At 43.8% G+C, this 14,813-nt stretch carries 11 protein-coding genes; 4 read left to right on the top strand and 7 right to left on the bottom strand.

Features of this window, described 5'->3' with window-relative positions; translation table 11 throughout:
- Positions 1-15: 15 nt before the first annotated feature.
- Both prmC and JMY06_RS09610 read right to left on the bottom strand, forming a co-directional pair.
- Positions 16-939, bottom strand: coding sequence for a peptide chain release factor N(5)-glutamine methyltransferase (prmC, locus tag JMY06_RS09615; RefSeq protein WP_201618072.1), 924 nt, complete (start codon positions 937-939; stop codon positions 16-18).
- A gap of 62 nt (positions 940-1,001) precedes the next feature.
- Complete coding sequence (locus JMY06_RS09610; RefSeq protein ID WP_201618071.1) at positions 1,002-2,699, bottom strand: AmpG family muropeptide MFS transporter; 1,698 nt, start codon at positions 2,697-2,699, stop codon at positions 1,002-1,004.
- A 749-nt stretch (positions 2,700-3,448) separates the two neighbouring features.
- Here JMY06_RS09610 and katG point away from each other — a divergent pair.
- The 4 genes from katG to JMY06_RS09590 all read left to right on the top strand — a co-directional run bounded on the left by katG (position 3,449) and on the right by JMY06_RS09590 (position 8,616).
- Positions 3,449-5,677 carry a catalase/peroxidase HPI gene (katG, locus tag JMY06_RS09605; protein ID WP_227672276.1) on the top strand — a complete coding sequence of 743 codons (2,229 nt, stop codon included), beginning with the start codon at positions 3,449-3,451 and terminating at the stop codon, positions 5,675-5,677.
- Positions 5,678-6,058: 381 nt separating this feature from the next.
- Positions 6,059-6,994, top strand: coding sequence for a LysR substrate-binding domain-containing protein (locus JMY06_RS09600; RefSeq protein WP_201618070.1), 936 nt, complete (start codon positions 6,059-6,061; stop codon positions 6,992-6,994).
- 407 nt (positions 6,995-7,401) lie between these two features.
- The gene (locus tag JMY06_RS09595) at positions 7,402-8,421 is read left to right on the top strand and encodes an LLM class flavin-dependent oxidoreductase (RefSeq protein WP_201618069.1); all 1,020 of its coding nucleotides are present in this window, start codon (positions 7,402-7,404) and stop codon (positions 8,419-8,421) included.
- Between the two features lie 30 nt (positions 8,422-8,451).
- Positions 8,452-8,616, top strand: a complete 165-nt coding sequence (locus JMY06_RS09590; RefSeq protein WP_201526041.1) for a hypothetical protein — start codon at positions 8,452-8,454, stop codon at positions 8,614-8,616.
- 115 nt (positions 8,617-8,731) lie between these two features.
- Here JMY06_RS09590 and JMY06_RS09585 read toward each other — a convergent pair whose 3' ends face one another.
- The 5 genes from JMY06_RS09585 to mnmG all read right to left on the bottom strand — a co-directional run bounded on the left by JMY06_RS09585 (position 8,732) and on the right by mnmG (position 14,516).
- A complete protein-coding gene (locus JMY06_RS09585) occupies positions 8,732-9,793 on the bottom strand; it encodes an ornithine cyclodeaminase family protein (protein ID WP_201618068.1) in 1,062 nt (353 codons plus the stop codon).
- Between the two features lie 325 nt (positions 9,794-10,118).
- Positions 10,119-11,078, bottom strand: a complete 960-nt coding sequence (locus tag JMY06_RS09580; RefSeq protein ID WP_201618067.1) for an AEC family transporter — start codon at positions 11,076-11,078, stop codon at positions 10,119-10,121.
- 158 nt (positions 11,079-11,236) lie between these two features.
- Positions 11,237-11,446 (bottom strand): ChaB family protein, encoded by a 210-nt coding sequence (locus JMY06_RS09575; RefSeq protein ID WP_201526038.1) that lies wholly within the window; start codon positions 11,444-11,446, stop codon positions 11,237-11,239.
- A 129-nt stretch (positions 11,447-11,575) separates the two neighbouring features.
- Positions 11,576-12,535 (bottom strand): AEC family transporter, encoded by a 960-nt coding sequence (locus tag JMY06_RS09570; RefSeq protein ID WP_201618066.1) that lies wholly within the window; start codon positions 12,533-12,535, stop codon positions 11,576-11,578.
- Between the two features lie 85 nt (positions 12,536-12,620).
- The gene (gene mnmG, locus JMY06_RS09565; protein WP_201618065.1) at positions 12,621-14,516 is read right to left on the bottom strand and encodes a tRNA uridine-5-carboxymethylaminomethyl(34) synthesis enzyme MnmG; all 1,896 of its coding nucleotides are present in this window, start codon (positions 14,514-14,516) and stop codon (positions 12,621-12,623) included.
- Between the last annotated feature and the right edge of the window lie 297 nt (positions 14,517-14,813).

Here is a 14,813-nt window from a genome sequence, read left to right as displayed (position 1 = left end):
GCTCAAATAAATTACCTAAAGCGCTTTAATTTGCCCAAGGGTCACGCGCTCATTGCCGCCAAAATCTTGGATAGTTTGTATTGCTGCAAAACCATTATTTAAAAATAACTGGCGGACGGCAGCCCCTTGATCAAAGCCATGCTCAACCGCTAATAGTCCGTCACTATATAAATATTGCGGCGCGTACTCAACGATATGTTCAATATCAGCCAAGCCCTGATTGGGCGCACTTAAGGCACTGATTGGCTCTGCTAGCAAACCTGTTAAATGCTCATCCGCTTCATCAATATAGGGCGGATTTGAGACAATGATATCGAATAACTGAGTAGCCTCTGTGGATAATTCGCTATACCAGCTGCTTTGGACAAGTTCAATATTATCAATCTTATTCAGTTCGGCATTATACTGTGCTACTTTCAGTGCCTCCGCCGAAAAATCAACAGCGACTACTTGCCAGCTGGCTTTGCTCAACTCATGCGCAAGACTAATGGCAATACAGCCTGAGCCTGTACCTAAGTCAAGCAAGCGTTTATTATTGATAGCATAAGATTGGGTAATAGTACCATTATTATTAATTTCAACACCATCCTGCGCCTTTATCCAAAGCAGCACTTGTTCAACCAACACTTCCGTATCCGGTCTTGGTATTAGGGTATGCTCATTGACCATAAAATCAAGTGACCAAAATTTCTGTCGTCCAGTCAAATAAGCTAAAGGGATGCCTTGCAGCATCTTAGTCACCCCAATATTAAATTGTTCAAACTCAGTATCAGCCAGCTGATAACTATCATCCGTAAGAAGAAATAGCGACGGCTTATCTAGCACATAGAGCAACCAATCCGTTATCCAAAACGGTGGAATTCCAGCATTGTTAGCCGTATTTGCTACTTGCTGTTTTATTTGCTGCACTGTCGTTGCTTTTACTTTGGGCACGGTCATAAATGACTCTTCATGGTTATCTACTCATAGTTATCTACGTCTTACTCATTATAATTCGTACTTTATTCCGTAGCACGCGGTGGCTCATTAGTATTGGATAAATTAGGGTTAGCTTTGGTTAATTCAACACCTTTATTACCACTACTGTCATTATCATCGTCACCGCCATCATCATAAATATCATCGTTATCGCCAATGACGATATGCTTATCAACATAATAAATCAGCGCCAAAATAGGAATCCCAATAGCAAAGGTGAAGATAAAGAAGAATTGATAGTTCGTATTATCAACGATAGTACCCGAATAACCACCTAGCACTTTAGGGAGTAAGGTCATTAGCGAGGAAAATATTGCATACTGTACGGCAGTAAAACGAATGGAGGTTAGTGCAGATAAGAAGGCAATAAATATGGCACTGGCAAGCCCTGCAGCCAAATTATCAAGACTAACTGCCAAATACATGTAAGGTAAACTACCCGGATTATAAGTCAATAGAACAAACAGTAGGTTAGTCACGCAGGCGAGGATTGCCCCAACCATCATGGCTCTCATAATACGCATTCTTTGTGCTAATAAGCCACCCAAGAAGCCACCGGCAATGGCCATAATGACCCCGAACAACTTCACCGCATTGGCAATCTCAATCTTAGTAAAGCCCATATCTAAGTAAAAAACGTTGGAGATGACCCCAGCGACAATGTCAGAAATACGGTAAAGTCCGACTAACGCCAGTAATAATAGCGCCTTTTTACCATAGCGCCGGAAGAAATCAGCAATAGGCTCAACCCACATCTCCATAGCCATTTGTTTTTTAACCAAACCCGCTTTTACTAAACCATAGCCAATAATCAAAGCGGCGGCCAAACTCACTGTTAGATGTACTATCTCTAACAAGAATCCCAACACCGCACTGTCAGTTTCTGGCAGTAGCGACCCGGCTGTAATGAATACCCCTATAAAACCAGAAACAGATAAGACAAATACTAATAACAGACGCGCGTAGTCTGACGTTTTGTGGGGTATTAGAAATGGCTCGTCGTCTGATGTTTTTGTGGTGAGCACCCGACTGATGACAGGCTCACGAATAATCAAGGTGGTTACAACCCCAGCAGCCATGACTCCTGCCATTACCCAATAGGTATTGCGCCATGCCTCATAGCTATATAGGGCTTCGGTAGAGCCAAAATAATCAGCCAGATATAGCGCTCCAGCTCCCGCGACAATCATACCTATACGGTAGCCTGCGACATACATAGCAGACAGCACCGCCTGTAGACTTGGCGGTGCCAGCTCAATACGGTAAGCATCAACCACGATATCTTGAGTGGCTGATGAAAACCCAAGCAGTACCGCGCCGATTGCCATAAGCGTTAGGCTACCCTCAGTAATCGGGTTGACACTCGCCATGATACAAATCGCCAGAATAATCATCAACTGTGCAACTAATATCCAAGCACGCCGACGACCGAGTAGTTTGGTCAGGATCGGTAGTGGTACCGCATCGACCAAGGGCGCCCAAATGAACTTAAACGAATAGCCCAGCGCGGCCCAACTGAACATCGTCACTACGCCACGGTCAATTCCTGCTTCTCGCAGCCACAATGACAGACTTGAGAAGATCAGCATAATAGGAATGCCAGCGAAAAACCCCAAAAATAGTATGATAATCGCACGGCGATCAAGATAAGCTTGTGCCGCCTCGCCCCAAGACTTTTTGGCAATTGGAGGACTGGGTGGCACAGGTTGGACAGCAGACATAACAACTCACCAAAACTTGAGACGAAAGAACACAACAGTGCGCAACTTCCTACTAAACATCAATGTTAAATAACCATAAGAAATCGTCTAGCGCTGCACAAATAACCGTACTTGCGACAAAATTGAATTATGGTACTTTAGAACGCTTATCTTGACTAGACATTCTGATAATATTTTTGTATTAACCCCCCCTATTATACGCATCTATGAAAGGTAGATATCTCATAGCGATAACACTATATATAGTGAACTTACAACATAGTGAACTTACAGAAATATTAAGGGCAATCTAGGATTTTATGCACTACAATACCATTCAGTTAGCTACCTATAATAACGCCTCGGTAAATCGATAACAACTCCTCACCAAATCCGATAAAACCTTCTGGTTAGCTATAAGCGACAATGACTATAATTCAGCATTAATGGAATACGTATTTAGGTGTTGCTATTGCTACACTCATATAAATAATAGAACGCTATGCAATTAATGATTTATATTATAAAACTCCTTGTTCTCATATATTGGTTTTATTAATTGATAATAACGTTATATGCTGTATCCATAAAGAATAACGATCCCCTATCACTATTCCCTTTTTATATTGTAACAGCCAAGGAATTATCCCATGACCAACTCGACCTCCAGTAATTCAACATCAGAGTCTAACGGCTGCCCTGTCGACCATGACAATCAAGCCACCGCAAGCAATACCACTTATGACCAAGGCAATGGTAAAGGCCCTACGATGCATAGTGAAAACGTAGATGAGTCGCATACCCCGCAGCGTCCTAGCATGGGTGGCTGTCCGGTAATGCACCAAGCACATACAACCTCAGCTTCTGCAGCAACGGACTGGTGGCCAAACAGCTTAAACTTAGATATTTTACATCAGCAAGATCATAAAACCAATCCAATGGATGTTGACTTTGATTATGCAGCCGCTTTTAAGCAATTAGACTTAGAAGCCGTAAAACAAGACCTAAAAGATTTGATGACGGACTCGCAAGAGTGGTGGCCGGCCGATTGGGGTCATTACGGTGGCCTTATGATTCGTATGGCTTGGCATTCAGCGGGTACTTATCGCCGCTCCGATGGGCGCGGTGGTTCTAATACTGGCAATCAGCGCTTTGCTCCGTTGAACAGCTGGCCGGATAACGTTAACTTAGATAAAGCCCGTCGCCTTTTATGGCCAATGAAGAAAAAGTATGGTAATAAGCTATCTTGGGCTGATTTGATGATTCTAGCTGGTAATATGGCTTATGAGTCTATGGGCTTTAAAACTTTAGGTTTCGCTGGTGGCCGCGCTGACATTTGGCATCCAGAAAAAGACATCTATTGGGGTTCGGAGCGTGAATGGCTTGCTGAAACTAAAAACCGCTATGACGATAATAATAAGCGGGAATCACTTGAAAATCCATTGGCTGCGGTACAAATGGGCTTGATTTATGTTAACCCTGAAGGTGTCGATGGCAACCCTGACCCGATAAAAACCGCACAAGATATCCGTACGACCTTTGGCCGGATGTCGATGAATGATGAAGAAACTGTTGCCTTAACCGCCGGTGGCCATACCGTTGGTAAATGTCATGGTAATGGCGATGCGACCGCCTTAGAGGATGAGCCAGAAGCTGCCGATGTCAAAGAGCAAGGGTTAGGCTGGCACAACCCTAATGGCAGCGGTAATGCTGGCGATACGGTATCCAGTGGTATTGAAGGCGCATGGACCACCCATCCGACCCAATGGGATTATGAGTATTTCGAGTTGCTTCTCAATCACAACTGGGCGCTGACCAAAAGCCCAGCGGGTGCATGGCAATGGGAGCCTACCGATATTCGTGAAGAAGACAAGCCTGTAGATGCGCATGACCCAAGTGTACGCCGCAATCCTATGATGACCGATGCCGATATGGCAATGATTAAAGATCCGGCTTATCGCGTGATTTCAGAAAACTTCCATAAAAATCCAGAATACTTTGACGAAGCCTTTGCCAAGGCCTGGTTTAAGCTGACCCATCGCGACTTGGGACCAAAATCACGCTACTTAGGCGCTGACGTACCAGCAGAGGACTTTTTATGGCAAGATCCTATTCCAGAAGGCAACGCTGACTTAACGACTGATGATATTGTAACCTTAAAAGCGCAAATCTTAGACAGTGGCCTCAGCCGCCGCGAGCTAATTATCACTGCGTGGGACAGCGCCCGTACTTTCCGTGGCTCTGACTACCGCGGCGGTGCCAACGGTGCCCGTATTCGTCTAGCGCCACAAAAGGATTGGATTGGTAACGAGCCTGAGCAGTTACAACGTGTACTTGAGACTTTAACTCGCATTCAAACTGAGTTTGCTAAACCCGTTAGCTTGGCTGATTTAATCGTCCTTGCTGGTAATAGCGCTATTGAGCAAGCTGCTGCTGATGCAGGCGTTAAGACAACTGTACCTTTCAACGCAGGGCGCGGCGATGCAACGGATGCGATGACTGACGCTGAATCCTTCTCTGATCTGGAGCCGCGTCATGACGGCTATCGCAACTGGGTAAAAGACAACTATGCAGTATCCCCAGAAGAGATGCTCCTTGACCGCACCCAACTGATGGGCCTAAGCGCCCCTGAAATGGTTGTACTCATCGGCGGTATGCGCGTTCTCGACACCAATTACAATCACAGCCAACACGGCGTCTTTACCCACCGTGCCGGCGTGCTCAGTAATGATTTTTTTGTTAATTTAACGGATATGAATCTTACTTGGCATCCTATGCAAGACAATGCTGACTCGCCTCATACTTCTAACCTTTATGAAATACGCGAACGTGCGACCGGTAATGTGAAATGGCAGGCCACCCGTGTCGATTTGGTATTTGGTTCAAACTCTGTCTTACGTGCTTATTCTGAGTTATACGCACAAGATGATAATTTAGAAAAGTTTGTCCATGACTTTATCAAAGCTTGGAGTAAGGTCATGAATGCAAATTGCTTTTAGCATTTACTTATAATTATTTAATCCTACGAAAAAAGCCATCTTATATAAGGTGGTTCTTTTTTATCATTATGATGACAGGCTTAAAACTTCATAACTATCACTTTTACTACTCGCCACAGGTTTATTAAACGTTGAGCAGCTCGTTAAAAGAACCAACCCTAATAGCTAACTCGTAAATCTAATCATAATTACTCCACATTCCCGCTCATTTCTTTACTTAATACTTTAACTATATATTCCAAAATAGTATAAATAAATTTCTATTTAGTATATAAAAGAATAATGGCTTTGTTTTACACTAGCGACTTGCTGCATTTTTGTGGGTTTTGATTTTCTTATATACAGACAGTGTATATTTTTATATTTATGAGGAATTAGGTTATGGCAATCGATGTGGTGGTCAATCAGCGGCATCTACAAATTCAACTTAAGCAGTTGGAAACAGTGTGGCATACCGTGGTCAATGGTTATAACTTAAGCCAAGCCGCAACAGTGCTACATACCAGTCAATCAAGCTTATCCAAGCATATTGCTGCGCTTGAGAATCAACTGAAAACCGAAGTATTCGTCCGTCAAGGCAAACGCCTAACGGGACTGACGACCATGGGCACAGCGCTCATGCCACACATTGAGTCTATATTTGCTGAAATCCGTACGATTGAAAACCTCAGCCTCGACTTCAACAATCCAAATATCGGTACGCTAACGATTGCGACTACTCATACGCAGGCGCGCTATGTGTTGCCACAAGTGGTAAAAGAATTTAAAGAACGCTTTCCAAAAGTGAATTTAATATTACAGCAATCCGATCCTGAAACTATCGCACAGATGGTGATTCGTGGCCAAGCTGATATTGGTATTGCCACCGAGTCGCTGCTTCATAATAATTATTTGCGCTGCCATCGTTATTATGATTGGACGCACCGTGTTATTGTGCCGAGTGATCATGAGCTTGCCGGTCTAGAGACTGTTGATCTACCGACCCTTGCCAGCTATCCGATTGTGACTTATCACGGCGGTTTTACCGGCCGCAGTGCGATCGATAAAGCGTTTAGTGATGCAGGTCTTGAGCCTGACATCGTACTAGCAGCCCTTGATGCTGATGTGATCAGCACTTATGTGGCACTGGGTTTAGGTATTGGTATTATCGCTGAGATGGCCTTTGAGCCCAGTCATTATCATAATCTAACGCCCATTCCAGTCGATCATTTTGGCCGCTTTACCAGTTGGATGGCCGTGCGTGATGATGCTGAAATCCGTCAATACGGCCGTGCCTTTATGGAGCTGTGTCAGAAGCAGTTTAACCACCAAGATTAGTTTGGCTCATAACGTGCGTACTCCAACGCACTATTTATTGCTAAGGCCTCATTATTCATTGATAATGAGGCCTTTTTCTCTCTGATTTTGGCTCTTAGTTATTATTATAATCCTCTACTTTCCTTATAATAATACATAAACTTTCTAATTTAGGCTTGCCTATTAGGCTTATTCTTCGCTACACCCTGCTTAAAACACAGTCTTATTAAGATTTGTTATTACCTTTAACATTGACCTTTATATTCCGAAATTCCGCCCCATTATATTAAGTGTTAAGCGCTCAAGGCGGCCTATACCAAGCCTATAAAAAAATGTTATAGCGAACCTCCAGCGCTTTTATAATACTATAAATAAACACAAAGATAAGAATGCCATATTCGATATGGCATCATAATAATAGGTGACTTATGAGTAACACAATCCCTTTATCCTTCCTAGATTTAGCACCCGTCCCTACCGGTAAAACCATCGCTGATGGTATTGCCCAAACGGTTGAGATTGCCCAGCAAGCAGAAAAGGTTGGCTTAAACCGCTATTGGATGGCCGAGCACCATAATATGGCGGGTATTGCTAGTGCCGCGACCTCAGTCTTGCTATCGCATATTGGTAGCCAAACTGAGCATATTCGTATTGGCTCAGGCGGTATCATGCTACCGAACCATGCGCCCTTAGTGGTTGCTGAGCAATTCGGTACGTTACAAGCGTTGTATGGCGATCGTATTGATTTAGGTCTAGGCCGTGCCCCTGGTACCGATGGCGCTACCTTTCAGGCGTTACGTCGGCAGATGCAAGATGCTGAGCGCTTCCCGCAAGATGTGCAAGAGTTGTTATATTTATTAGGCGATGGTACTGATAACAGTCCAGTGCAAGCATTCCCTGGTGCAAAATCAAATGTGCCACTTTGGATTTTAGGGTCTTCATTATTTGGTGCAACCTTAGCGGCACATTTAGGGCTACCGTATGTATTTGCTTCGCATTTTGCACCGCAAATGCTTGAGAATGCTATCACCACTTACCGCGAGCAGTTCCAACCTTCTGCTTATCTCGACAAGCCTTATGTCATGCTTGCTGCAAATCTACTGTTAGCTGATGATGATGCCACTGCCAATTATCACTTTACCTCAGCACAGCAAAGCTTTGTGCACCTGCTCCGTAATGAGCGTGGGCAAATGCCAAAACCCATAGAAGATATGAATGCGATCTGGAGTCCTGCAGAAAAAATGGCTGTCAACAAGGCATTATCGATCTCGTTTATTGGTTCAGTAGAAACCGTGCAGCCAAAAATTGCTGAATTTATTGCAAAATATCAGCCGGATGAGTTGATTGTCACCGCCAACGTCTATGACCAAGCGGCACGTCTGCATTCACTAGCGCTTACACCTCAGCTAAATTTGTTTACTTTACAATCTGCTGCTGCCCCTGCATAATTATTGATAAACTATGATTGGATAACTGCCATGGACGCTACTCCTATTATCGGTGCCTCATTACTTATTGGCTCATCAATATTCATTTATATTTTGGCTTTTATTGCGGTTATGGCGATAGGCGGCTATTTGACCTATCGTATCAGCCCTAAAGGTAAAAAGCGTCGTGAAGATAAACGTAATAACCGTCGATAGCCAATAAATAAATCAAGAACAAAAACCTCCTATTTAATTAAAATAGGAGGTTTTTTTTGGCTATATTTATGGGTTTAAGAAGGCTAATTACAAAAAATATTAATTGTAATAATGATTACTTTGGAAGTTTTTCCCAAACAACCTGTTCCCCTAAGTTATTTTCCTGTGCTTGCTTGGCTACATATAGCGCTACTGCTGCATCGAAACTTGCTGCGCCCACAGACTTGAACAAGGTTATGGCTTGCTTCGCCTTAGCTGCTTTGTCCGTTAATTTGCCTGTCACTAGCGCTTGCAAATCACCACTCAGATCATCCCACGTCCACGCACAATCGGAAGCTTCATCAGCTTGGATCAAGTCACCAGCCTCATGACGGCTACCAGCCAGATCATCGACTATAATCATACCGCTATTTTTAATAACATCATTGCTAATCTCTTTCATCGATGGCCGATACGCGCCTATTGCATTGATGTGTGCATCAGACTTTATTTGCTCAACGCTAAATAAACCCTCATCAGAGCGAGTTGCTACATTGATAATATCGGCATCTTTAATAGCATCTTCAATCTGCTCACAGACGTTTAATTCAACATTCCACTGCGCATAATCACGGGCGAAGCGTGCTTTAAATTGCTCAGCACCTCTGGGGCTTCTATTCCATAAATAAACAGTTTTAATTTTAGGGCGTACCGTTAGTACCGCGTTCAATTGCTCATAAGCCATACCGCCGCAGCCGACAACTGCTACGCTTTGACAGTCAGATTTTGACATATAGTTAGTAGCGATACCCGATAGCGCTGCGGTGCGCACTTGAGTAATATAAATACCATCCATCACTGCTAATATCTTACCGGTAGCATTATTAGATACCGTGACAATGGCGGTAGTCGTTGGCAGGTCACGACTGGGATTGTCAGGACAAATGGTGACCAGCTTCACGGCAGTATATTCTTGCTTACCATTATAAATAATTGCAGGCATTGATAAATGCGCGCCTGAGCTGTGCTCGCCACTATTGCTAAAAAGATCTTCGCTAAAAGTCTCAATCACTAAGCGTTCAGGCGATTTAATCCAGCTTGGATGAGCAGCTTGCTGGTGTAATAGCTGCTCAATAGTGTCGATAGCATCTTGTATATTAAGATATTCGGTGACCTCTGCTTGGTTTAAGAGTTGCATTGAAAGCGTTCCTTGTTGGTTAATAGTGGGAGTCGATGATGGTCGCTAATACTAACAATATTTTTATTAAATTAATTATTATCATAAGTTACCTATCATGCCGTTATATAACGCGCAAAACAGTTGGTAATACTTTAATTGTTTAATATTAAGATAACAAAAAATTCAGACAAGCTAAAAAATTTTAGGCACTTATTATTGACATAAAAAAGCCCATTCAAAGTATTAAGTGGGCTCTGTTAATTTGGAAATTGGGGCTTAGGCTATTTTAATAAATTATCTACTACCTTTTAATTAACAATCAGTCTCTAACACTAAGCATGTTTTACATCAATCCAAACCCGCGTAATAGTCCTGCCCCGATCGCCATACCGAACATACCAACCACGGTAGTAAGGGCTAGAATGTTCGCCGCCAGTACATCATTGCCGCCCATTGCTTTTGCCATCACATAACCCGCCGCTGCTGCTGGCGCTGACACCATCAGAAACAACACACCCATATGAATACCGGTTAAACCAAAGCTCAAACCTATAACAACTGCTAATAGTGGTGCGATAATAATACGAGCAGCACTGGCCTGCACACACAGACCCGATGGACGCAGCATAGCCTTCAAATCAATACTAGCACCAGCGCAAATCAGTGCCAGCGGTAAGGCGACTGATGACAGTAGGTCGCCAGTTGAATGAATAACCCCTGTGAGTGGCGGTAGTGGTAGTGCTTTGTAAGCAAAAGCGGCTAAGAGAGCCAGAATCAGCGGGTTGGTAATGAGCTTTTTAAAGACGGACTTAATACGGCTCGGCCATGACTCATTAGAATCAGTAGACACCTTACTTAAAGTGATGACCGCTAGGGTGTTATATAGTATCGTCACCACACCAATATAGACCGCACCAATACTTAACCCTTCCTGCCCATAAGCATTCGATATCGTCGATAGACCGATAATGGCCAAATTACTACGGAATACTCCTTGTACAAATACCCCTTTATCAGCGGGATCACTGATAAAACGCTTAGAAAATAACTCAGCACCAAAAAATAGAATAAGGGTGATCAACACGCCAGCTGCAATCAATACGGCTTGCTTGGCATAATCGACATGGCTGTCAACCACACTAAAGAACAGTAAGGCTGGCAAGCAGTAAGTAAAGACAAAGTTGGATGCTTGATCAATAAACGTTTGGCTGGCCTGACCCTGTCTTTTCATAAAAAAACCCAACGCCATCAAGGCTAAATTGGGCACAACAATAGTAAGCGCAAAAAGAATAGCGTCGGTCATAAATGGCTCAAGTCAACAGGATACCCTCAATAATGCAGGTATGATTGTTATAGATTAGGTTATGGAGAGTTATAAATGATTGGGTCGGTCGAGTTATGATGGCTCATGGCAACTTATGATAGCTATGACGTATAGGCCGCTGGTTATAATTAGACTGGTTATTTATGATTGGGCTTTTTTACCCAATTACCGTCATCATTTTTTTGATAGACCTCTTCGACAGCGGCCCACGCAGTAGCAAACCAGCGCGATTCATCACCATGCTCGTTGCTGGCGCTATTAAAGGCGGCTTGAAAAATTTCTTGCGCATGTTTTGGTAGGTTGTCTTTTACAGCGCTTGGAAGGTCTGATAATTTATCATAAGGCATGGGGTGCACCTAGTTTGTATAATCGATTGGAGTTGTTATTAGCCACTGTATTTTTACATACCGCTAGCCCTCAAACTAGAACAGCTCGGTATCCTGCTGTTCTAAAAGTGTTAACGATAAAAAAACATCTCACATCAGTCCAAATCCACGCAATATTGCCGCCCCAATTGCCATACCGAACATACCTACTACGGTAGTAAAAGCTAAAATATTAGCCGCTAATATATCATTACCGCCCATAGCTTTTACCATTACATAGCTAGCAGCAGCAGTCGGCGATGCTGCCATCAGAAACAGCACGCCCATATGGATACCAGATAAGCCAAAACCCAAACCCACCGCAATCGCCAGCAATGGGGCAATAACAATGCGGCCGATACTGGCCTGCATGGACAATCCCGAGGGACTGAGCATAGACTTTAAATCAATACTCGCGCCTGCACAAATAAGTGCTAATGGTAGCGCCACCGCAGCAAGCAGATCACCAGTGGTATGAATCATACCGGTTAATGGTGGTAGTGGCAGCGCCTTATAAGCAAAGGCACCTAATAAGGCAATAATAAGTGGATTGGTCGCCAGCTTTTTAATGACCATTGTGCTGCGACTGACCCACGTATCATCGGCGCTTTTAGACACGCGGCTCAGGGTAATGACAGCTAAAATATTAAACAATATCGTCACAATACCCATATAGACCGCGCCAATACTTAGGCCGCGCTCACCATAAGCATTGGCGACCGTTGCCAGACCGATAATGGCCATATTGCTACGGAATATACCTTGGACGAATACCCCTCGATCCGCAGGCTTACTGATAAAGCGTTTGGCATATATCTCAGAGCCAATAAACAAGATAAAGGTGACGACAATGCCAGCAACTATGAGGACCATTTGCTTGGCATAATCGACCTCACTATCGACCACACTAAAAAACAATAACGCTGGCAGGCAATAATTAAAGACGAAACTTGACGCTTGATCAATAAACTCTTGACTCGCCTGTTCATGACGCTGCATAAAAAAACCCAACCCCATTAACATAAGGTTAGGCATAATAATGGTAATCGCAAAAATAATAGCAGCAGTCATAAATAGGCTCAGGTCGACAAGGTGCCCAAACAGATAAGGACAGTATCAGGGTAAGTTATAATAGACTAGAACGGTTCAGATTAAATTATGACTCTAATGCCGCCTTTACTTTTTTCTGCTTTTTGACAGTCATCGCTAGAATTTGAATCGCGGCAGGCGTAACCCCACTGACACGGCCCGCTTGTGCAAGCGTTGCAGGACGAACTTGAGTCAGTTTTTGTACCACCTCATTAGATAAGCCGGACACCATACTATAATCAAAGTCCAGTGGCAATGGCGTCAACTCCAGACGTTTCATCTGATCAATCTCTTCTTGCTGACGGTTAATATAGCCGGCATATTTAACTGATATCTCAATTTGCTCGCCGACTTGGGCATCAACTTGCGAGTCAGTAATTGCAGCAATATCGGTGAAGTGGATTTGCGGACGTTTAAGCAAGTCGTAAGCGGTAGATTCTTTCGTCAACACCTCGCCAGTTTGCGCGGTTACTTGTTGTCCAAGCGCATTTACAGGCGTTGCCCATAAGTCTTTTAAGCGATTGGCCTCTGTACTGATAGCATCCATTTTCTGTTCATAGGCCTGCCAGCGCGTATCATCTACCAAGCCAAGCTTACGACCGATTTCAGTGAGACGCTGATCGGCATTGTCTTCACGCAGTAGCAAACGATATTCAGCGCGGCTGGTAAACATCCGGTACGGCTCAGTAGTACCGTGAGTGATTAAGTCATCGACAAGTACGCCAAGATAAGCTTGGTCACGGCGCGGGGTCCAGGTTTCAAACTCATTATTATCACGAGTGACTAATGCCGCGTTGGTACCTGCTAGCAATCCTTGCACGCCTGCTTCTTCATAACCGGTCGTACCGTTGATTTGACCGGCGAAATATAAGCGATCAATGGACTTGGTTTCAAGAGTTGGCTTTAGGCTTTGGGGATCAAAATAATCGTATTCAATCGCATAGCCGGGACGGGTGATATGTGCATTTTCTAGCCCTTTCATACTATGAATAAACTCTAACTGCACATCAAACGGTAAACTGGTTGAGATACCGTTTGGATACAGCTCATGGGTGGTTAAGCCTTCGGGCTCAATAAATATCTGATGGCTGTCTTTATCCGCAAAACGATGAATTTTGTCTTCAATGGAAGGACAATAACGTGGGCCAATCCCTTCAATTTTGCCAGAAAACATTGGTGAGCGGTCTAAATTTTCACGGATAATGTCATGGGTACGCGCATTGGTATGAGTAATATAACAGTTCACTTGCTCAGGATGCATGGAGGCGTCACCCATATAACTCATCACTGGCAATGGCGTATCGCCGGCCTGAACGGTCATCACGCTAAAATCGACGCTACGCGCATCAATACGTGCGGGCGTGCCTGTCTTGAGGCGACCTACGGGAAGTTTAAGCTCACGCAAACGGTCGGCAAGCTTAATAGAAGGCGGATCCCCTGCTCGTCCCCCTTTGGAGTTCTCTAAACCGATATGGATAACGCCGCCCAAGAAAGTTCCTGAGGTCAATATGACGGTTTCAGTCTTAAAGACAATACCAGTAGACGTCACAACGGCAGTTGCGCAACCATTTTCGACCAAGATATCATCAGCAGCTTGCTGAAATATATCAAGGTTGGGCTGATTCTCAAGCGTATGACGGATAGCGGCTTTGTAGAGAATACGATCTGCTTGTGCACGCGTTGCTCGAACTGCCGCGCCCTTACGACTGTTCAATACCCGAAACTGAATACCAGCTTTATCAGTAGCCAGCGCCATTGCGCCACCAAGCGCATCAATCTCACGCACCAGATGCGACTTGCCGATACCGCCAATCGCCGGATTACAACTCATCTGCCCGAGGGTCTCAATATTATGGGTCAATAGCAAGGTCTGCGCGCCCATACGCGCGGCAGCTAAGGCCGCTTCTGTACCGGCATGACCACCACCGATGACCACCACGTCGTAAGTTTTTGGGTATTGCATATGTGCCTCGCTTGATTAATGAGTACTTTTTTATTACCTATTATTGGTTAATAATCAATAACAGGTAATAACGCAAATGGACATCAATCGTATTTTAAAAAAAAGGATAACAGCCGCTAAACGCGACCAAAAGCTAGAAAACTAATAATTATAACAATAAATCAAAGCTTTAAGAGTATTTATACTGAAAAACCATCAATTAATCTCTAAAAACTATAAGTATATTAGGGTCTGTATAGAATTCAAATCAGCGGCAGCCAAATAAAGACACAGGCTAGAATCACAGCAGCTTCATAA

Origin of the sequence: Psychrobacter urativorans (genome assembly GCF_904846675.1) — a bacterium.
Lineage (GTDB): Bacteria > Pseudomonadota > Gammaproteobacteria > Pseudomonadales > Moraxellaceae > Psychrobacter > Psychrobacter urativorans_B.
This window is presented reverse-complemented; position numbering and strand designations above follow the sequence as displayed.